This is a genomic window from Parafrankia soli, from assembly GCF_001854695.1.
Lineage (GTDB): Bacteria > Actinomycetota > Actinomycetes > Frankiales > Frankiaceae > Parafrankia > Parafrankia soli.
Genome location: NZ_MAXA01000245.1, coordinates 10,751 through 31,490 on the forward strand (window position 1 = coordinate 10,751; position 20,740 = coordinate 31,490).

A 20,740-nucleotide genomic window follows, 5' to 3' on the forward strand; every position below is an offset into this window, starting at 1 on the left:
ACCGGGAATTGGGGCGAAGAGCGAGACAATGACTGAGACCTTAGAGAATCCGGCTGAGACGATCACCGCGCGGGACGCCGAGGACATCTTCGCCGGATGGCTCGCCGACTTCGCGGCGGCCCTGCGGAGCGGATCCACGTCCGACCTCGCCGCGCTCTTCCTCCCGGAGGCGACCTGGCGTGACTTCATGGCCTTCCCCTGGGACTTCCACCACACGGTCGGGCGGGAGGAGACCGTCGCCCGGCTCACCGAGCTGGCGAAGGCCTGGAACGCCGCCGACTTCCTGCCCAGCAGGGAGCAGCCGCCGGTCGTCACCGACGGCGCCATCAACGCGTTCTTCGACTTCACCACCACGGACCGGATCGACCGTGGCTATGTGCTGCTCGTACCGAGCGCGGGGCACTTCGTGGTGTCGATCCTGCAGACCCAGGTGATAGGACTGCAGGCCCATCCGGAACGGGTGCGTCACCACCGCCGGGACGGCAAGGTCTACGGGATCGTGCCCGACCGCACCCGGTGGTCGAGCGACCGCGAGAAGGAGATCGCCTTCGAGGACAGCGAGCCCGCGGTGCTCGTGCTCGGCGCGGGGCACAACGGGCTGGCCATCGCGGCCCGGCTCGGCGCGCTCGACGTGCCGACGCTCGTCATCGACCGCGAGGCCCGGGTCGGGGACACCTGGCGCAAGCGCTACGCGTCGCTGGCCCTGCACAGCACCGTCTTCGGGGACCATCTGCCCTACCTGTCGCTGCCGCCGTCCTGGCCGGCGCACACCCCGAAGGACAAGTTCGCCGACTGGCTGGAGTCGTACGCGAACCTGCTCGACCTCAACGTGTGGACGTCCACCACGTTCCTCGACGGGCACTTCGACGAGGACGCCCAGCGGTGGACGATCCGGGTCCGGCGCGGGGACGGCTCGGTCCGGGAACTGCACCCGCGGCACTTCGTCGTGGCGGGCGGCCTGTTCGGATCCCCGAAGATCCCCGCGATCAAGGGGATCGAGACCTTCCCCGGCATGACGGCGCACTCGGACGAGTTCCAGTACGGTGCCGACTTCGCGGGGAAGAAGGCGCTGGTGATCGGGGCCGGCGTGAGCGGCCACGAGATCGCGCACGACCTGTACGAGCACGGCGCGGACGTCACGCTGCTGCAGCGCAGCGCGACCTACGTGGTGAGCTACGAGTCCTACCACCGGTACTGGTCGACGCTGTTCACCGAGGACATGCCCTACACCCCGGACTTCGCGGACCAGATGACCTACTCGCTGCCCAACGAGCGGGTGGACGAACTCAACAAGAAGCTGGTGAAGCTCGCCGCGGCGGCCGACCAGGATCTGCTCGACGGTCTCACCGCGCGGGGCTTCAAGCTCGAGTGGGGCCCGGACGGCACCGGCATCATCGGCGCCCACATGTCCGGCAAGGACGCCTACCAGATCAACATCGGCGCCTCCGAACTGATCGCGGACGGCCTGGTGCACCTCAAACAGGGCGTCGAGGTGGCCGAAGTCAGGGACCGGACGGTGGTCTTCACCGACGGCTCGACCCTCGACGTCGACCTGATCGTCTTCGCCACCGGCTACCACCAGTTCTGGGGCCACATCAAGCCGACGCTGGGCTCGGCGGCGGACCGGATCGACAAGGCGTACGGCCGGGCCGCGGACGGCGAGTACGCGAACACGTGGCGTCGTTCCGCCCAGCCCGGGCTGTGGTTCGGCACCGGGTTCATCCGGATGGCCCGCTTCTACACCCGGTTCACCGCGCTGCTGATCAAGGCGATCGAGGTCGGTGTCGAGCCGATGGACCCGGACCGGGCCGACGGCGACTGATGGCCGCCATCGACGTGCACAAACGGGTCGAACCCGGGACCGTGGCGCTGCTCGACCGGCTGGCGCGCTGGGACCTGACGAGCATCGCGACGATCCGGCGCTCGTACGCGGCGGTCGGCCCGCCGCCCGCCCCCGAGGATCCGCGGGTCCGGCGTCGCGACCAGGTCATCCCGGGCATGGACGGCCGTCCCGACGTCCGGGTGCGCTGGTACCGCCCCGCCGACGCCCCCGCCGGGGCGGCGCTGCCCTTCCTCCTCTGGCTGCACGGCGGCGCCTACATCATGGGGAACCTGGACGAGAACGACGACCGCCTCGACCGGATGGTCATCGAGCTCGGCTGCACCGTCGCCTCGGTCGACTGGCGGCTGGCCCCGGAGCACCCCTACCCGGCGGGCCTGGAGGACGCGGAGACCGTCTGGCGCCGGGTCAGCGCGAACCCGGCCGACTTCGGGGTCGACCCGACCCGACTGGTCCTGGGCGGGGCGAGCGCGGGTGCCGGCCTGGCCGCCGGACTGTGCCTGCGGCTGCGGGACCTCGGCGTCCCCCAGCCGGCGCTGCAGCTGCTGATCTACCCGATGCTCGACGACCGTGAGCTGACCCCCTCGATCCGCGCGATCGAGGACCCGGGCCACTGGGGCCTGTGGCATCTGCGGGCCAACCGGTTGTGCTGGGCGGCCTATCTCGGGTCGCTCGACGGCGGCGAGGTCCCGCCCAGCGCGGCGCCGGCGCGGGCGCGGGCGGAAGACCTCACCGGGCTCGCGCCGGCCTTCCTCGGGATCGGCGACGTCGACGGGTTCGTGGACGAGAACGTCGCCTACGCGGCACGCCTGTCGGCCGCGGGCGTGCCGACCGAGCTGCACGTGTACCCCGGGGTCATCCACGGCGGGTTCGGCGCGCCGCCGCGCACCCCGCGCACCGCGCAGTTCCTGCGGGACGTCTACGCGGCGCTGGCCGCCGCGTTCGTGCCGGCGGACGGATCCCAGGAAGCCGGCGAGAGGCCCTGATGGCCGGGGAGAACCTGGCGGACGTGGCTGGCCTGGCGGAGGTGGAGAGCAGGCTCCGGCGGCTGGAGGCACGGCTGCGGGCGGCCGAGGACCAGCTGGAGATCCTCCGCCTCCTCAACAGCTACGGCCCTCTGGTCGACAGCGGGTCGGCGGAAGAGGCGGCCGACCTGTGGATCAGCGGCGGCGGCTACGAGTTCGGCGTCCCAGTTGGGAGCGCTGTCCGGGTCGAGGCGCCGCAGGGCCTGGCGGATCTCTACCGGACCGAGCCGCACACCGGGCTGGTCGCCGCCGGCGTCGCGCACCTCACCGCCCCGCCTCGCGTCACCGTCAGCGGCGACACGGCGGAGGCCGTCGGCTATTCCTTCGTGGTCCTCAGGGAGGATGATCGGTGGTTTCTGTGGCGGGCCGCGATCAACCACTGGACGCTGCTGCGCACACCTGCCGGCTGGCGGATCCGGGACCGCCGCAACCGCGTCCTTGACGGCTCACCCGAGTCGCAGGCGATCATGCGCCTGGTGCGGGGGTGAGAGCCCGCGCCGCGCAGCCGGGCGCTGACGGGGCCGGATACCATCAGCCCATGGCCCGAGCCGACCAGACGGAGATCGTCAAAGCGCAGCCTGGGAGCCAGACGCTCGCGCGCGGTCTGCGGGCCCTCATCGCCGTCACGGAATCCGGGACGGGCCTGACCACCCAGGAAGTCGCGGAACGGCTTTCCATCCATCGGTCGATCGCCTACCGGCTGCTTCAGACATTCGTGGATTTCCGGTTTCTCACCCGTGCCGACAACGGCGTCTACCGGCCGGGCGCGAGGCTCGTGTCGCTGTCGGACGCTTACCTGCCGGGCCTGCGCGAGCTCGCCCTGCCCTCGATGCGGCGGCTGGCCGAGCGACTCGGCTCCACGATCGCGCTCTTCATCGCCGAGGGTGAGGAAGCGGTCGCGATCTCGCTGGTCGAACCCACCAACACAACTCATCACCTGTCGTTCCGCGCCGGCATGCGGACCCCGCTGGACCGGGGGTCAGCGGGCTACGCGCTCGCCTCGGCGCTTCCGCCGCAGCCCGGCGAGCCGGCCGGGGTGAAGCTCGCGCGCGAGCTCGGCTTCGCGGTCAGCAGCGGTGAGATAGAGGCCGGGGCGCACGGCGTCGCGGCGCTCATCCCGACCCGGCCCTCCAGCCCGCTCATGTGCCTCCACCTGGTCACCTTCCGCTCCGAGGTGGCGGCCGGCGCGGGCCCGGTGATGGTGCAGGCCGCTGGCGAGATCGGCCAGCTCTTCGACGGCGGCGACCGGTTGTCGGGCGCCCGGGTGCCCGGGCTCGGCCAGGCCGGCTAGCCGATGTCCGGCCGATCTTGCCGTGACGATGTCGTCGTCCGGCTTTCGTCGTCGTCCGGATACCGATTGTGACCTGACGGAGTGCTCGCGGACGGACGTCGTGCGTGACGCTCGAACACGGCACGAGGCCGGGCGACGGCCGGCGGGTGCGGGGCGGGCACGGAACCACGGCGCCAAGGCTGTGGGAACAAGATCTATGCAGCCTGAATCCCGCCGCCCAGCGATGTGTGGCGGCTCAGTGAGTCCGGGCTCTCACTCAATCGCCACGGTTGCTCGACACCGCGCATAAGGCCCAGCCGACGTGAATGCCGATCGGTCCCGGCCTGCGCCCCGGACCCCTGCACGCCTGCACGCCTGCACGCACGCCACCCGCTCGACACCACGGCCACCACGGCCACCACGGGCCACGGGCCACGGGCCCAAGTCCAGGCCAGGCCCAGGCGTCAGCGCCCGGCGGTCGTGTTCTCCCGCGCACCGCGTTCTCCGCCTGCCCGCGTTTCCCGTGATTCCTGTGTTTGGCGCGCCCACTGCCTCGTGGCGGTGGGCGCGGCTGCGCCGCTGCGCCGTGCCCGCCAGCCGCGGGCCGGACGGGCGTGCACGCGGGCCGCCGCTTCGGTCTTGACACCTCAGAACACCGATCCTACTGTGCATATGTCGAACACTCGCGTTCTATAGTTCGCACACGAGTCAGGGTGTAGCGCGAGTCGGGGCGCAAAGCGAGTCAGTGCGCAGCGTGAGGTCAGTGCGTATCCGTGAGCCAGGTCGGCGTGAGTGGGATGCGGCGTGAGAGAGGGATGGGCCAGGCGCGTGTCGGAGTACGAAAGCATCTGGAGTGATCTTCAGGGCGTCCCGTTCTCGCAGGGGTACCTGGACGTCGCGGGCGTGCGGACGAGATACCTGCACGCCGGTGATGAGAGTGGACCGGTACTCGTCCTGTTACACGGCTCGGGCGGGCACGCCGAGGCCTACGTCCGCAACCTGGAGGCCCACGCCCAGCATTTCTCGACGTGGGCGATCGACATGCTCGGGCACGGGTACACCGGCCGGCCCGGGCACCCGTTGGAGATCGCGCACTACGTGGAGCACCTGCTGGCGGTGCTCGACACCATCGGCGCGGACCGCGCCCACATCAGCGGCGAGTCGCTCGGGGGCTGGGTGGCGGCCCGCGCGGCCGTCGACCATCCGGACCGGGTCGACCGGCTGGTGCTGAACACCGCCGGCGGGTCGCAGGCGGATCCGGTCGTCATGGCGCGCATCCGCACGCTGTCGATGGCGGCGGTGGAGGACCCGACGTGGCCGACCGTCCAGGCCCGGATCAAGTGGCTGATGGCGGACAAGACCAAGGACTACGACGACCTCGTAGCGAGCCGGCAGCGCGTCTACCGGCAGCCCGGCTTCACCGCGGCGATGAGCGACATCATGGCGTTGCAGGATCCGGCGATCAGGGCGCGTAACCTGCTCGGCCCGGCCGAGTACGGCGCCATCACCGCACCCACGCTGGTGCTGTGGACGAGCGACGACCCGACCGCAGACGTCGAGGAGGGCGGCCGGATCGCCTCGATGATCCCGGGCGCCCGCTTCGAGGTGATGCCCGGCTGCGGTCACTGGCCCCAGTACGAGGACGCCAAGACCTTCAACCGTCTGCACCTCGACTTCCTGCTGGGGCGCTGACCATGGCCGCGGACCTCCCCGRCACCGGACCAGCCGCCGGGCCCGGAGCCGTCGCCGCCGCGCCGGCCGTCGTGCTGATCGGGGCCGGCCCGGTGGGGCTGACGCTCGCGAACCTGCTCGGCGGCTACGGCGTGCGCACCCTGGTGGTCGAGGAGCGGGAGACGCTGATCGACTACCCGCGCGGGGTCGGCCTGGACGACGAGTCGCTGCGCACCTTCCAGAGCACGGGCCTGGTCGACCGGATCCTGCCGCACACGAACCCCAACCAGGTGATGCGGTTCGTCGACGCGAAGCAGCGCGTGCTCGCCGAGATCGCGCCGACCAGCCAGCCGTTCGGCTGGCCGAAGCGCAACGGCTTCGTCCAGCCACTGGCGGACGCCGAGCTGCTGGCGGGCCTGCGGCGGTACGAGCACGTCGAGGTCCGCTGGGGCCACCGGATGGAGTCGCTGGAGCAGACCGCCGACGGGGTGACGGTGGGGCTGTCCGGGCCCGCCGGCCCCTCGACCGTCACGGCCGGCCACGTCGTCGGCTGCGACGGCGGGCGCAGCGCCACCCGGCAGCTCATGGGGGTGTCGTTCGAGGGCACGACGTCGCCGACGCGCTGGCTCGTGGTCGACATCCGCCCCGACCCGCTCGGCCGGCCCAACGTGGACGTCGGCGCGGACCCGGCGCGCCCCTACGTGTCGGTGTCCATCGCGCACGGCATCCGCCGGTTCGAGTTCATGCTGCACGCGGACGAGGCCGACGAGGCGGCGGAGGACCCGGAGTTCATCGCCACGATGCTCGCCCGGTTCGTCCCGCGCCCGGACCGCGTCAACATCATCCGGCGCCGAGTGTACACGCACCACTCGCGGATCGCCGGTTCCTTCCGCGCCGGGCGGGTCCTGATCGCCGGCGACGCCGCCCACCTGATGCCGGTCTGGCAGGGCCAGGGCTACAACAGCGGCATCCGGGACGCGGCCAACCTCGGCTGGAAGCTCGCCGCGGTGGCGAACGGCCTCGCCGGCGACGCCCTGCTCGACACCTACGACGTCGAGCGCCGCCGGCACGCCCAGGCGATGATCGACCTGTCGACGACCGTCGGGCGCATCATCTCCCCGACCAACCGGCGGGTCGCCACCGTGCGGGACTGGATCGCCCGGACGGCCTCCGCCGTGCCCGCGCTCAAGCAGTACGTCGTGGAGATGCGGTTCAAACCGATGCCGCGGTACGTCGAGGGCGCGGTCGTGCACACGGAGCCGATCCGGGCGAACTCGCCGGTCGGGACCCTGTTCATCCAGCCGCGGGTCGACACCCGCGAGCGCGAGAACGTCCGGCTCGACGACGTGCTCGGGCCCTGGTTCGCCGTGCTGTGCTGGAACAACGACCCGTACGAGCTGCTCGGCCCCGAGACGTTCGCGAGGTGGAAGGCGCTCGGCGCGACCTTCGTCGCGTTGCGGCCGGTCACCCAGCTGCACTGGGCGGACCAGGACCACCCGGACGTCGTGGTGGTCGGGGACCGGACCGGCGCGCTCAAGTCCTGGTTCGACGCGCACGAGGAGTCCGTGCTCTTCCTGCGGCCCGACCGGTGTGTGTCCGGCGCCTGCGTCGCTCAGCTGACATCCGAACTGGCCGCGTCGCTCACCGGCGCGCTGTCCCTCACCCCGGGAGCCGAGGATGGCGCTCGCCCTCTGCTGCATGTCACACAGCCCGCTGCTCGGCCTGCCCGGCCCGCCGCCGTCTCTCCTGGCTGACGTCGGCACGGCGCTCGCCGCCGCCCGGGACGTGGTGCGCGAGTACGACCCGGACCTGGTCGTCCTGTTCGCCCCGGACCACTACAACGGCTTCTTCTACCGGCTCATGCCGCCGTTCTGCGTCGGCACCGCGGCGCGCGGTGTCGGCGACTACGGGACGCAGAGCGGCGAGCTCGACGTCCCCGCCGAGCTCGCCTACGGCCTCGCGGAGGCGGCCTGGGCGGCCGACGTCGACGTGGCCGTCTCAACCGGCATGGACGTCGACCACGGCACGGTGCAGCCGCTGGCGGCACTCTTCGGCGACATCGCGGCCCGTCCGGTGGTCCCGGTCTTCGTCAACTCCGTGGCGGTCCCGCTGGCGCCGCTGCGGCGGGCCCGGCTGCTGGGGGCCGCGATCGGCCGCTACCTGGCCGGCCTCGACCGGCGGGTGCTCGTGCTGGGGTCGGGCGGACTCTCGCACGACCCGCCCGTCCCGAACCTGGCCAGCCCGCCGGAGGTGCTCGAACGCATCGTGCACGGACGGCCGCCGACCGTCGGGGAGCGGCAGGCCCGGCAGAGCGCGGTGATCGAGGCGGCGGCGAGCTTCGCCCGCGGTACGGCCGACCTGCGACCGCTCAACCCCGAGTGGGACCGGCGGGTGCTCGACGTCCTCGACCAGGGCCGGCTGGCCGAGCTGGACGGGTGGACCAACGACGGGATCACCCGGGAGGGCGGCAATTCCGCGCACGAGATACGCACGTGGGTCGCCGCGTTCGCGGCGCTCGCCGCAACGGGGCCGTACCAGGTGCGGACCAGCTACTACCGGCCCGCGCCCGAGCTGATCGCCGGCTTCGCCGTGCGGACGGCCTTTCCGCGATGAGGCCGGCGTCCACCCGCGGGCGGTGCTCGCCCCGACGATTCCGAGGTGCCGCGTGACTGGCAGCGTTGTGACTGGCGGCGTGGGCCGTGAGGCGATCGAGGCCGCCGTCGCGCGGCTCGACCGGGCGGCCGTCGAGCACGTTCCGTGCGCGCCGGTCGCCGACCTGATCGGCCCGAGCGACATCGACGCCGCCTACGCGGTGCAGTCGGCGCTCACCGCGCTGCGGGTGTCCCGTGGCGCGCGGGTCGTCGGCCGCAAGATCGGTCTCACCTCGCCGGCCGTCCAACGCCAGGTCGGCGTGGACCGGCCCGACTTCGGCGTGCTCTTCGACGACATGAACTACGCCTCGGGCGCCACGGTGCCGTTCGGTCGGCTGCTGCAGCCCAGAGCCGAGGCCGAGATCGCCTTCATCCTCGCCGCGGACATCGTCGACCCGCAGCCCGCCGCCGTCCGGGCGGCGGTCGGCAGCGCGGTCGCGGCGATCGAGGTCGTCGACAGCCGGGTCGCGGACTGGCGGATCCGCATCACCGACACGGTGGCGGACAACGCCTCCAGCGGCGTCTTCGTGCTGGGTGACCGGCATCTCACCCTGGACGAGTTCACTCCGGCCGACGTGTCGATGCGGATGCTGCGCAACGGCGTGACGGCCAGCACCGGGACGGGGCGGGCGTGCCTCGGCGACCCGCTCAGCGCGCTGGCGTGGCTCGCGCGCACGGCACTGGACTTCGGGGATCCGCTCCGGGGCGGCGACATCGTCCTGTCCGGGGCGCTCGGTCCGCTGGCCCCCATCGAGCCCGGCGACGTGATCCAAGCCGAGGTCGGCCCCCTGGGCCCGGTAACGGCGACGTTCGAGAAGGAAGGCTGAAACCGTGCAGCAGGTGGCGATCATCGGGTCGGGGAACATCGGCACCGACCTCCTGATCAAGATCAAGCGAAGGTCCGAGTCGCTGAGCGTGGCGGCCATGGTGGGGATCGACCCGGAGTCCGACGGCCTCGCCCGCGCCAGGCGGCTGGGCGTCGCCACGACGTCCGACGGGGTGGCCGGTCTCCTGGCGATGCCCGAGTTCGAACAGGCCGGCATCGTGCTCGACGCGACGAGCGCCAACGCGCACCGGGCGAACGCCGCGGCGCTGGCCCCGTACGGCCGGCGGCTGATCGACCTCACCCCGGCGGCGCTCGGGCCGTTCGTGGTGCCCGCGGTCAACCTCGACGAGCACCTGAGCGCCCCCAACGTCAACATGACGACCTGCGGCGGGCAGGCCACCGTCCCGATCGTCGCGGCGATCTCACGCGTCACCCCGGTGGCCTACGCGGAGATCGTCGCCACGGTGGCGTCGAAGTCCGCCGGGCCCGGCACCCGCGCCAACATCGACGAGTTCACCGAGACGACGGCGCACGCGCTGGAGTCGGTGGGCGGCGCGCGGCGCGGCAAGGCCATCATCATCCTGAACCCGGCCGAGCCGCCGCTCATCATGCGGGACACCGTGCTCTGCCTGGTCGGCGACGTCGACCGGGACGCGGTCACCGAATCGATCCACCGGATGATCGCGGACGTCGCCGCCTACGTGCCCGGCTACCGCCTGAAGCAGGACGTGCAGTTCACTCCCGTGGACCCGGCCGAGATGCGCATTCTCCTGCCGGACGACACGGTCGACGTCCGCTGGAAGGTGAGCGTGTTCCTCGAGGTGGAGGGCGCCGCCCACTACCTGCCGGCCTACGCCGGCAACCTGGACATCATGACGTCGGCGGCTGTACGGGTCGCCGAGCGCATCGCTGGCGCCGAGGTGACGGCATGACCGGGCCGAACATCTATCTGCAGGACGTCACCCTGCGGGACGGGATGCACGCCATCCGGCACCGGGTCGACCCGGAGCGGGTCGGCGCCATCGTGGCCGCTCTCGACAAGGCGGGCGTCCGGGCGATCGAGGTCACCCACGGCGACGGGCTGGCCGGCTCCAGCCTGACGTACGGCCCCGGCAGCCACACGAACTGGGAGTGGATCGAGGCGGCGGTCACCAACGCCTCGCAGGCGACGATCACCACGCTGCTGCTGCCGGGCGTGGGCACGATCGCCGAGCTGCGCCGCGCGCACGCGATGGGGGTCGGCTCGGTCCGCGTCGCGACGCACTGCACCGAGGCGGACGTCGCCGCCCAGCACATCGCCGCGGCGCGCGAGCTCGGCATGGACGTCTCCGGCTTCCTGATGATGAGCCACATGGCCGAGCCGGCCGAGCTGGCCGCCCAGGCCAAGCTGATGGAGTCGTACGGGGCGCACTGTGTCTACGTCACCGACTCGGGCGGCCGGCTGACCACCGACCGCGTGCGCGAGCGGGTCCGTGCCTACCGCGACGTCCTCAGCCCGGACACCCAGATCGGCATCCACGCGCACGAGAACCTCTCGCTGTCGGTCGCCAACTCGTTCGCCGCGGTCGAGGAGGGCGCCTACCGCGTCGACGCGTCGCTCGCCGGCCAGGGAGCCGGCGCCGGCAACTGCCCGATCGAGCCGTTCGTCGCGGTCGCGCTGCTGCTGGGCTGGGATCTCGACTGCGACCTGCTCGCGCTGGAGGACGCGGCCGAGGACCTGGTCCGGCCGTTGCAGGACCGTCCGGTCCGGGTCGACCGCGAGACGCTCACGCTCGGCTTCGCGGGCGTGTACTCCAGTTTCCTCCGGCACGCCGAAATAGCCGCCGAGACCTACGGCGTGGACGCCCGCAGCATCCTGATCGAGGCGGGCCGGCGAAAGCTGGTCGGCGGCCAGGAGGACATGCTCGTCGACATCGCCCTGGCGATACAGCCCAAGTAGGCCCGCGACAACGGGCGGATGCCCGCAGGGCGCGTTCATCGCTCCGCCGTTTCCGCGTTTCCTTTTCTCTGTGTCATACCCCCGCATGCTGCTTTTCGTGTGCCCGAGGAGGCCATGATGCCCACCAACGACATCCCGGTGTTCGACGCCGACAACCACCTGTACGAGACCAGGGACGCGCTGACGAAGTTCCTCCCGGCCCGCTACAAGGGCGCCGTCGACTACGTCGACGTCCACGGCCGGACGAAGATCGTGGTCCGGGGGCAGATCAGCGACTACATCCCGAATCCGACCTTCGACGTGGTCGCCCGCCCGGGCGCGCAGGAGGACTACTACCGGCACGGCAACCCCGAGGGCAAGTCCTACCGGGAGATCTTCGGCGCGCCGGTGCGCTGCATCGACGCCTGGCGGGAGCCGGCCGCCCGGCTGAAGCTCATGGACGAGCAGGGCCTGGACCGCACCCTGATGTTCCCGACGCTGGCCAGCCTCATCGAGGAGCGGATGCGGGACGACCCGGACCTGGTCCATGCCGTCATCCACTCGCTCAACGAGTGGCTGTACGAGACCTGGCAGTTCAACTACGAGGGCCTCGACCGCATCTTCACCACCCCGGTGATCTCCCTGCCGATCGTGGAGAAGGCGATCGAGGAACTGGAGTGGGTGCTGGAGCGGGGTGCCCGGGTGATCCTCATCCGTCCGGCACCGGTACCCGGCCTGCGCGGCGCGCGCTCGTTCGGGCTGCCGGAGTTCGACCCGTTCTGGGAGCGGGTGCAGGAGGCCGACATCCTGGTCACGCTGCACTCGTCGGACAGCGGCTACGACCGGTACTACAGCGACTGGACGGGCACCAGCTCCGAGATGCTGCCGTTCAAGCCCAGCGCGTTCCGGATGCTGCAGGCCTGGCGCCCGGTGGAGGACGCGGTGGCGGCGCTGGTCTGCCACGGCGCGCTGTCCCGGTTCCCCCGGCTGAAGATCGCCGTGGTCGAGAACGGCAGCAGCTGGGTCGCACCGCTGCTGCTGTCCATCAGGGACCTCTACAAGAAGCTGCCGCAGGACTTCGCGGAGGACCCGATCGAGGTCATCAAGCGGAACATCAACATCAGCCCGTTCTGGGAGGAGGACCTGGGCGCGCTCGCCGAGCTCATCGGGGAGGACCGGGTGCTGTTCGGCTCCGACTACCCGCATCCCGAGGGGCTTGCGAGCCCGCTGACCTACCTCGACGAGCTCAAGCACCTGCCCGAGGCGACCACCCGCAAGATCATGGGCGGCAACCTCGCCCGGCTGATGAACATCTCGGTCCCGGCCTAGCCGGACCGGCTCCCCGGGGACGGATCACGGACCCGTCCCCGGGACACCTCGCAGGGCGGCGCGCCCACCGGGGTGGGAGCGCCGCCCTGCGAGGACGCCGCCCGAGCGGACCCGGGCTCAGGGTGTGTGGGTGTGACCGGGTCCGGTCAGCGGGCGCGGCGTGCGCTGAACGCCGCGGCGCTGTGGGTCGGTCGCGAGCTGGACCGCTTCGCGGGTGACGGGCCGGCCTCGTGCTCGGGTGAGCTGGTACGAGCCGTGACCGCGGGCGATCGGGACGCCGTGGACCGCCCGGCGCGGCGGCCGTGGTCGGCGGCGCGGCCGCCGTGGTTGCCGGCGGGGCGGCGTCCACGCCGTCTGCCCGTTCGAGGCGTCGGCTCGGTGCCGCGGTCTTCACCGACCGGCCGGCGCTGGGCTGGAGTGCTCCTGGTCTCCGCCTGTGCCGCGACCACGGGGCTGCTGAGCGACCGGGCGCCGGGGGCGAGCGTGGCGAGTATCGGGTGAGCGGCGGAGGCGACCCGGGTGGTCGTCGGCCTGATGCCGGCGGCGCGGGCCAGTTGCGTGACCTCACGGATCTGCTCCGTGGTCGCCAGGGTGATGACGGTGCCACTGTTGCCGGCACGCGCGGTGCGCCCGGAACGGTGCAGGTATGCCTTGTGGTCGGCCGGTGGGTCGGCGTGGATCACGAGTGCCACGTTGTCGACATGGATGCCGCGGGCGGCGATGTCCGTGGCGACCAGCGCCGAGGCCCGGCCGGTGTGGAAGTCGTCGAGGTTGCGGGTACGGGCGTTCTGGCTGAGGTTGCCGTGCAGCTCGACCGCGCGCACGCCGGCGCGGTTGAGCTGGCGGGCCAGCGCCTTGGCGCCGTGCTTCGTGCGGGTGAACACGACCGCGCGGCCCGGGGCGCTGGACAGGTCGACGAGCACGGGAAGCCGGCTGTCCCGCTCGACGTGCAGCAGATGGTGCGCCATCGTGCCCACCGGGGACTGGGCGGAGTCGGCCTCGTGTACCGCGGGCCTGCTGAGGTACTGGCGCACCAGGGTGTCGATGGCCTTGTCCAGGGTCGCCGAGAACAGCATGCGCTGCCCACCGGCCGCGGTCTGGCCGATCAGCCGGCGCACCGCGGGCAGGAACCCCAGATCGGCCATGTGGTCGGCCTCGTCCAACACGACGATCTTCACCTGGGCCAGCGAGCAGCGCCCCTGCGCGAGGAGATCCTCCAGCCGGCCGGGGCAGGCCACGACGATGTCGACACCCCGCCGGATCGCGGCCACCTGCGGTTCCTGACCGACGCCGCCGAACACGGTGCACGAGGTGAGGCCGGCCGCAGCGGCCAGCGGTCGCAGCGCCGTGTCGATCTGCGCGGCGAGCTCGCGGGTGGGCGCCAGAACCAGCGCGCGCGGAGCCCCGGCCCGGGCCCGGGGCCCGCCGGACAGCCGCGCGACCACGGGCAGGAGGAACGCGAGCGTCTTGCCGGACCCCGTGCGGCCGCGGCCGAGGACGTCACGTCCGGCGAGCGCGTCCGGCAGCGTCGCCCGCTGGATGGGGGTGGGGGTCTCGATGGCGAGACGGGTGAGAACATCGGTCAGGCGCGCGGGCACGCCAAGATCGGTGAACGAAGACAAGAAGAATCTCTATCTGTGCGGGTGTCCCGCCGACAACCGGGGATCCGAGGATCTCGGCCGGTTACGCGCGGAGCGGAGGCCCGATGCTGAGAAGCGGGTGCTACGACGCGCGGACAACTCGCGGCAGGAGCTCGACGAGCTGATGGAGCCAGCATAGCTGGTCCGTGCGCCGCATCGGTGCCCACAAGTGCGGTGAGGTCGTCGGCGGGCAACGGGCCGTCGCTGGTGGCCGCGCCAGCGGTGGGCCCCACCCAGGGTGCGTCGCACCCAACAAAGCCCTACTAGGTGGCGGCGGCCGCTGACCCGCTCAGCGCGGCACAGATGCCGCCGTCCACGAGGATGTCGACACCGGTCACGAAGCGGGCGCTGTCGGACAGCAGGAAGGCGACCACGTCGGCGACGTCCTGCGCCTGCCCGATGCGGCCGAGCGGAGTCTGGTCCACCAGGGTCTGCATGATCGTGTGGGTCTCGGCCTCCTGCCGGCCCTGCGGAGTGTCGATGATCCCCGGGGAGAGGGAGCAGACGCGCCCGCCGAGCGGACCGACCCGCACCGCCTCCTGGCGGGCGAAGCGCTGCACCCCGCGCTTGGCCCACGAGTAGGCCATGCCGGGGTCCTCGACGAGGGGCCCGAGGGCCTCGTGCAGGCGGTCGAGGAAGTTCTCGTCGAGCGGGTCGTCCAGCACGGCGTCGGCGGCCGGATCGGCCTCGCTGATCTGCAGGTACGGCGCCATGGAGGCGAAGCACACCAGCGCCGTCCCGGCGGTGGTGAGCGGGCGCAGGGCCGCCGCGAGCAGCGCCGTCCCGACGAGGTCGACGGCGAAGATGCGGCGCCAGTCGGCCATGGTCGGCGAGATGCCCGCGGCGTGCGCGACGGCGCGCAGCGTGCCGAGCTCGCCGGCCCGTGCCGCGAGCCGGTCCAGTCCCTCCCGGTCGGTGACGTCGAGGACGAACGCCTCGACGGTGGTCGTGCTCGCCGGCCACCGCTTCGCCAGCGCCGTCACCGACTCGTCCCGGTCGACGAGCAGCAACGCGTCGACCGTGCCGTCGAGGCGCTGCGCGCAGGCCAGGCCCATGCCGCGACCGGCACCGGTCACGATGCCCACCGTCCCGGCGGTCCGGGTGCCATTCCTGGTCAAGGCTCCTCCACTTCCCTGTGTGGCGTGATCGCTCGAAGCGTGGGGCGAGGACCGCCGACGGCGGGGCGCCGGCCGGGTGCTCCCGGACCGGGCCCGCGCACGTCGGCGGGCGGCCTACACGCTGAGCGTGCGGATCGGATCGCTGCCGTCCCAGTCCTGCGCGGCCTGGCGGACCAGCGTGGCGATGCCGTCCGTGGCGGCCGTGACTTCCATGATCTCGACGATGGTCGCGGGCCCGGCCGGCGGCTCGACGTAGGCGTAGCGAGCCGCGCCGTCGCCGTCACCGGACCACACGACGGGCCAGCCGGCGGCCGCCACGGCACGCATGGTGGCGTCGAAGTCGTCGGTCCACCAGGCCAGCTGGTGGAACCCCTCGTGCCCCGCGTGCAGGAACTCGGTGTAGATGCTCGGGGTGTCGTCCTCCTGGCAGATCAGTTCGACCTGCAGGTCACCGGTGTTGCTGAAGGCGATGGACAGCGGGGCCGAGCAGGACCGGCCCCGGTAGAGGCCGGTYTGCGTCTGTCCGCGCAGGACGTACCAGGGGCCTACTCCCAGCTCCAGCCAGCTGCGCACGGCCTGATCGATGTCGCGGACGATGTAGCCGATCTGGCGGGCGGCGCCGGGCAGGACGGCCGGCCGGGCGGCCACCTCCGAGGTCGGGGTCATCGGTGCTCCTCTGCGTAGACGGACGTGCGGGACGGGCCGTTCCCGGCGCGCCGGGGGGACCGGGCGTRCCGTCTCATGGCTCCAGCACGACCCGGATGGCGCCCGACTTCCGGTCGCTCGCCACCCGGAACGCCTCCTCGGCCTCCTCGAGCGGGAAGCGGTGGGTGATGAGGGTGCGGGTGATCTCGGGGTCCTCGGCGAGCATGGCCGCGGCGTCATCCATCTCGCGGCCGCCGCCGTGGCGGCAGTAGCCGAGGGAGGACAACAGGCGGCCCTCGCGGAGGAAGACACTGAGCCAGTCGACCTCGATGGTGCCCATGTAGACCCCGATGGCGACGACGGTGCCGCCGGGCGCCAGCAGCTCCACCGCGCGGGCGAGGCTGGCCGGGCTTCCCGCCGCCTCGATGATGACGTCGTACTCGCCCTTGGGTGGGCCGCTGGCGCCGAGGCGCTCGGCGGCCTCGATCTGGTGCGGATAGCGCGCCTCGATGGCGATGTCGGTGATGCCCTGCCGGCGGGCGGCGGCGACGGCGAGCAGGCCCAGCGCGCCCGCGCCGACGACGGCGACCCGGGCTCCGGGGGCGGCGCCGGAGATCCGGACGCCGTGCCAGGACACCGACGCCGGCTCGACGATGGAGGCGTCGCGCACGTCGAGGCCGGCCGGCAGCGGGACTAATCGGGCCGTGGGCACGCGGAACTGCTCGGCCATGCCGCCGTCGGCACTGAAGCCGAGCGCCCGCTCGCCGTGGGTGGGACAGCGGTTGTAGTTGCCGTTCAGGCACTGCTCGCATTCCATGCAGCCGAAGAGCGCCTCGACGATGTAGGCGCTGCCGTCCGCGCGCACGCCCGCCAGCTCGTGGCCGAGGATGTGGCGGCTGCCCTGGCTGATGTAGATCAGGTCGGAGCTGCAGATGCTCGCCGAGCGGACCTGCAGGATCTCGCCGGTGCCGGGCGGCTCGTCGAGGTCGACGAGCTGCACGCCGCCTTCGGCTGCACGTACGGCTTTCATGAACGCTCCTTCGCGGGTTGCGGGACGGCGGGGCCGGTCGTGCTGGGGCCGGTCGTGCTGCCGGCCAGGGCTGCCGGTGACCCGGAGTGCCCGGCCGGCGTGTCACTGATCCCGAGGTAGGACTGCACCAGCAGGTCCGCGTCGACATCGGCGGTCCGCTGCGCCCAGGCCACCCGGCCGACGGCCATGAAGGCGATGGTGTCGGCGAGCGCGACCACGTCGTGGGCCTTCTCCTCGACCAGCAGGATCGCGGTCCCGGTGGCCCGCAGTTCCTCCAGGGCGGCGTAGACCTCGGCGACGACGAGGGGGGCCAGGCCGAGCGAGGGCTCGTCCACGATCAGGACGGCGGGGGGCTTCACCAGCGCCGGCGCCAGGGCCAGCATCTGCTGCTCGCCGCCGGACAGGGATCCGGCGAGCTGGCCGCGGCGTCGGCCGAGCACCGCGAAACGGCGGTAGGCGGCGTCCCGGTCATCGGCCGACGGGAGCCACAGGGAGAGGTTCTCGTCCACGGTCAGGGCCGGGAAGATGCCGCGGCCCTCGGGGATGAGGAAGGCGCCGTGCCGGACTCTGCGGTGCGGTGGCAGCCCGGTGACGTCCTGACCGCCGAGCCGCACGGTGCCCTGCGTCACCGGGACGCCGCCGGTGACCACCCCGCAGATCGTCGACTTGCCGGCCCCGTTGGCCCCGATGAGGGCGAGCACCTCGCCCGCCCGCAGCGTCAGGCTGACCCCGTGCAGCACCTCCACGGCGCCGTAGGCGGCGTGCACGTCACGCAGCTCGAGCACGGTCGAGGCACCGTCCGAGGCCTCGGTGTCCGGCGCGCTGACCGGGGTCACGCTGTTCGGGGTGGTGCTGACCGGGGTCGCCGCCGTGGCGGCGGCCTCCCGGCGCAGCGCCCGCTGCTCCCGCCTGCGGCGACGCTCGAACCGCTGCTGCGCGGTGAGCGCGAGGATGCCGTCGGAGTTCTGCGCCAGGTTGATCGCGGCCAGGCCGGAGAGCACCTGCGGCAGGTAGGACGTCTCCGCGACGTGGCTGAGGATCTCAGGGCTGACGGCGGCGCTCAGCCCGGCGATCACGGCCGCGGCCGGCCGGCGCACCCCGAACAGCACGACCGTGGCGAGCCAGAACAGGCCCGTCTCGACCGGATAGTCGAGGTGGGTGATACGCCCGGACGAACTCGCGAGCAGCACCCCGCCGAAGCCGGCGATGGCCGCGGACAGGGCGAACACCGCGGTCTTCGTGCGGCCCGCCGAGATGCCGATGGTCACCGCGCCCGGCTCCGTGGAGCGCAGCGCGGCCATCGCCCGGCCGGAGCTCGACCGGATCAGGTTGCTGACCAGGAGAAGGGCGAGGCCCAGCACGACCGCCAGGAAAATGATCATTGAGCGGGGGTCGGCGAGGTCCACCGGTCCGAGGGCGGGCGGGCTGAGCACCCAGCCGCCGAAGTCGTTCCGGCTCACGCCGCTGAGCTGGAAGAACAGGTTCTGGCAGAGGTACGCCAGGGCCAGGGTCGCCAGCGCCAGGGGCAGTCCGCCGAGCCGCCGGGCGGGCAGCGACACCAGCACGCCCATCGCGGTGGCGACCGCGGTGCCGAGGAGCAGCGCGACCGCGAACGGCCAGTGGTGGCTGACCGCCCAGCCGGCCGTGATGCCGGCGGCGGTCACGAACGCGGCCTGCGCGAGGCTGACCATCCCGCCGACTCCGGTCACGACCGTGAAGGAGAGCAGCACCAGCGACAGCGCCAGTCCGCGGATGATGAGTGACTGCCAGTACTCGTCCGCCACGAACAGCGCGAAGACGAGGACGGCGACGCTCCACACCGTCCACGCGATGACCTTGCGCCGCTTCGACTCCGTCCCGTAGGACGGCGGCGGCGGGTCGTCGTCGGCGTGCGCGCCGGCCCGCCGGCTGCGGTCCACGGCGAACACGAACAGCAGCCCGAGCAGCAGGATGAACGGCACCGACGTGCTGAACCCGGAGATGTTCTGGGCGAAGTCCGCGTAGCCGACGATGAGGTTCTGCAGGACGCCGATCAGCAGGCCGCCGGCGAGCGCGAGGGGCATCGAACGGAACCGGGCGAACACGACGGCCGGCGTCGAGATCAGCACGACCGTGGTGAACACCGGGGTGTTGAGCGTGAAGATCGGGGCGACCAGCACACCGGCGAGCCCGGCGAGGAAGCTGCCCAGCATCCACGACACGGCGGAGGTCCGGTCGGGATCGATGCCGCGCAGGGCGGCCAGGCTCCGCCGGTCCACCACGGCCCGCATCTGGAGCCCGAGCCGGGTGCGCTGCAGCAGGACCCACAGACCGACGGCCGTGAGCACCGCGGCGCCGAAGACGGCGATCTGGTTGCTGTCCAGCAGCACCCCGCCGAGCGTCCACGTCTGCTTCGGGGTCGGCCCCAGGCCGGGGATCAGGAACAGATCCTCGATGCCGGCGATGTCCAGGTGGAACCACAGGTTCAGCCGGCTGGAGATGAACAGGCAGAGCCCGGGCACCGCGATCAGCAGCCCGATCGGTACCACGATCTTCACGGCCACCGGGGCGTGTGCGAGCCGCCGGTAGACCAGCCTGTCCAGTAACAGGCCCAGCAGCGGCGCGAAGACAAGAATGGAAATGATCGCCGCGGGGACGACCGGCACGCCGGCGGTGACATTGAGTTGTACGAACAGATAGGCGGTGGCGAAGGCGACCGCACCGTGCGCGAAGTTGAAGATGCCCGACGTCTGATAGGTCAAGACCACGCCGGCCGCCAGGATGGCGTAGAGACCGCCGGCGACGGCGCCGCCGACGATGAGATTGAGGAACTCCTCCATTGTGTGGCCCTTCGATGGAGATCCGGTCTGGCGGTCAGCCCAGGTAGGCCGCTCGGACGGCGGGGTGGGCCTGAATCTCGTCCGGTGTGCCCTCGGCCAGGACGGAACCGAGGTTCAGCACCACGACCCGGTCCGACTGGCCCATGACGAAGCCGACGTCGTGCTCGACGAGGACGACCGCCACGCCGGTCGTCCGCAGGCGCTGGATCTGCTCGCCGAAGAGCTCCGTCTCGTGCGCGGACAGCCCCGAGGTCGGCTCGTCGAGCAGCAGCAGCCGGGGCCGGTCGGCGATCGCCCGCGCCAGCTCCACCAGCCGGGCCTGGCCGATCGGCAGCGCACCGGCGGGCTTGTGCCGCAGGTCGGCCAGCCCGCAGGCGGCGAGCACCGACAGCGCGTGCTCCCGCCGCTCGGCCTCGCGCCGCCGCCGCCCAGGCGCGGCGAACAGGTCGGCGAGCAGCCCGCCCCCACCGCCGCGCCATTCCATGGCGGTCAGGACGTTGTCCTCCACCGAAAGGCGGCTGTACAGCTGCGCGCGTTGGAAGGTACGACGCACGCCGGAACGCGCGCGACGTTCCGGGAGCTGCCGGGTGACGTCCACTCCGTCGAGGAACACGGCGCCCGACGTGGGCGGCGTCAGGCCCGAGATGATGTCGAACAGGGTGGTCTTGCCGGCGCCGTTCGGGCCGATGAAGCCACAGACCTCGCCGGGGTCCACCCGCAGGGACACATCACTGACGGCGGTAAGACCGCCGTAGCGCTTGGTGACGTGGCGGACCTCCAGTGCCGGTTCCGTGGTCACCCCGGCGACGCTGCTGTCGGTGCTGGCCRCAACCACACCCACTCCTTTCCGCCCCTGCGGGCCCGTAACGGTCCAGGAAGCGGGGGACAGACCCGGCCCCCGTGCGGACTGGGACTCCCTCCGCGGGCGGAGGGATTTGGTTCCGCCCTCCGCCCGCTT

The 20,740-nt window shown here is 72.2% G+C and carries 17 protein-coding genes; 11 read left to right on the forward strand and 6 right to left on the reverse strand.

Features of this window, described 5'->3' with window-relative positions; genetic code table 11:
• The first annotated feature begins 28 nt into the window (after window positions 1–28).
• The 11 genes from BBK14_RS26835 to BBK14_RS26885 all read left to right on the forward strand — a co-directional run bounded on the left by BBK14_RS26835 (window position 29) and on the right by BBK14_RS26885 (window position 12,530).
• The gene (locus BBK14_RS26835) at window positions 29–1,822 is read left to right on the forward strand and encodes a flavin-containing monooxygenase (protein ID WP_071066025.1); all 1,794 of its coding nucleotides are present in this window, start codon (window positions 29–31) and stop codon (window positions 1,820–1,822) included.
• A complete protein-coding gene (locus tag BBK14_RS26840) occupies window positions 1,822–2,826 on the forward strand; it encodes an alpha/beta hydrolase (protein ID WP_071066026.1) in 1,005 nt (334 codons plus the stop codon). The genes BBK14_RS26835 and BBK14_RS26840 overlap by 1 nt, the downstream gene beginning before the upstream one ends.
• Window positions 2,826–3,353 carry a nuclear transport factor 2 family protein gene (locus tag BBK14_RS26845; protein ID WP_071066027.1) on the forward strand — a complete coding sequence of 176 codons (528 nt, stop codon included), beginning with the start codon at window positions 2,826–2,828 and terminating at the stop codon, window positions 3,351–3,353. Before BBK14_RS26840 ends, BBK14_RS26845 begins: the two co-directional genes overlap by 1 nt.
• Before the next feature lie 50 nt (window positions 3,354–3,403).
• Entirely contained in the window at window positions 3,404–4,156 is a 753-nt protein-coding gene (locus BBK14_RS26850) for an IclR family transcriptional regulator (protein ID WP_071066028.1), read from the forward strand.
• A gap of 807 nt (window positions 4,157–4,963) precedes the next feature.
• A complete protein-coding gene (locus BBK14_RS26855) occupies window positions 4,964–5,827 on the forward strand; it encodes an alpha/beta fold hydrolase (RefSeq protein ID WP_071066029.1) in 864 nt (287 codons plus the stop codon).
• Between the two features lie 2 nt (window positions 5,828–5,829).
• Window positions 5,830–7,560, forward strand: a complete 1,731-nt coding sequence (locus BBK14_RS26860) for a bifunctional 3-(3-hydroxy-phenyl)propionate/3-hydroxycinnamic acid hydroxylase (protein ID WP_083391275.1) — start codon at window positions 5,830–5,832, stop codon at window positions 7,558–7,560.
• Entirely contained in the window at window positions 7,484–8,419 is a 936-nt protein-coding gene (locus BBK14_RS26865; RefSeq protein WP_083391276.1) for a 3-carboxyethylcatechol 2,3-dioxygenase, read from the forward strand. Before BBK14_RS26860 ends, BBK14_RS26865 begins: the two co-directional genes overlap by 77 nt.
• 52 nt (window positions 8,420–8,471) lie before the next feature.
• Window positions 8,472–9,284, forward strand: a complete 813-nt coding sequence (locus tag BBK14_RS26870; RefSeq protein WP_020462234.1) for a 2-keto-4-pentenoate hydratase — start codon at window positions 8,472–8,474, stop codon at window positions 9,282–9,284.
• A gap of 4 nt (window positions 9,285–9,288) precedes the next feature.
• Entirely contained in the window at window positions 9,289–10,215 is a 927-nt protein-coding gene (locus tag BBK14_RS26875; RefSeq protein ID WP_020462233.1) for an acetaldehyde dehydrogenase (acetylating), read from the forward strand.
• Window positions 10,212–11,222 (forward strand): 4-hydroxy-2-oxovalerate aldolase, encoded by a 1,011-nt coding sequence (gene dmpG / locus BBK14_RS26880; RefSeq protein WP_071066031.1) that lies wholly within the window; start codon window positions 10,212–10,214, stop codon window positions 11,220–11,222. Before BBK14_RS26875 ends, dmpG begins: the two co-directional genes overlap by 4 nt.
• Before the next feature lie 117 nt (window positions 11,223–11,339).
• Complete coding sequence (locus BBK14_RS26885; RefSeq protein ID WP_071066052.1) at window positions 11,340–12,530, forward strand: amidohydrolase family protein; 1,191 nt, start codon at window positions 11,340–11,342, stop codon at window positions 12,528–12,530.
• 146 nt (window positions 12,531–12,676) lie between these two features.
• Here BBK14_RS26885 and BBK14_RS26890 read toward each other — a convergent pair whose 3' ends face one another.
• The 6 genes from BBK14_RS26890 to BBK14_RS26915 all read right to left on the reverse strand — a co-directional run bounded on the left by BBK14_RS26890 (window position 12,677) and on the right by BBK14_RS26915 (window position 20,623).
• On the reverse strand, window positions 12,677–14,128 hold the full coding sequence (locus tag BBK14_RS26890) for a DEAD/DEAH box helicase (protein WP_083391277.1): 1,452 nt from the start codon (window positions 14,126–14,128) through the stop codon (window positions 12,677–12,679).
• A gap of 305 nt (window positions 14,129–14,433) precedes the next feature.
• Window positions 14,434–15,288 carry an SDR family oxidoreductase gene (locus BBK14_RS26895; RefSeq protein WP_275078517.1) on the reverse strand — a complete coding sequence of 285 codons (855 nt, stop codon included), beginning with the start codon at window positions 15,286–15,288 and terminating at the stop codon, window positions 14,434–14,436.
• Between the two features lie 114 nt (window positions 15,289–15,402).
• Complete coding sequence (locus tag BBK14_RS26900) at window positions 15,403–15,954, reverse strand: VOC family protein (RefSeq protein ID WP_071066033.1); 552 nt, start codon at window positions 15,952–15,954, stop codon at window positions 15,403–15,405.
• 73 nt (window positions 15,955–16,027) lie between these two features.
• Complete coding sequence (locus BBK14_RS26905; protein WP_071066034.1) at window positions 16,028–16,963, reverse strand: zinc-dependent alcohol dehydrogenase; 936 nt, start codon at window positions 16,961–16,963, stop codon at window positions 16,028–16,030.
• Window positions 16,960–19,782 carry an ABC transporter permease subunit gene (locus BBK14_RS26910; RefSeq protein WP_071066035.1) on the reverse strand — a complete coding sequence of 941 codons (2,823 nt, stop codon included), beginning with the start codon at window positions 19,780–19,782 and terminating at the stop codon, window positions 16,960–16,962. Before BBK14_RS26910 ends, BBK14_RS26905 begins: the two co-directional genes overlap by 4 nt.
• Window positions 19,783–19,816: 34 nt before the next feature.
• Entirely contained in the window at window positions 19,817–20,623 is an 807-nt protein-coding gene (locus BBK14_RS26915) for an ABC transporter ATP-binding protein (RefSeq protein ID WP_071066036.1), read from the reverse strand.
• Between the last annotated feature and the right edge of the window lie 117 nt (window positions 20,624–20,740).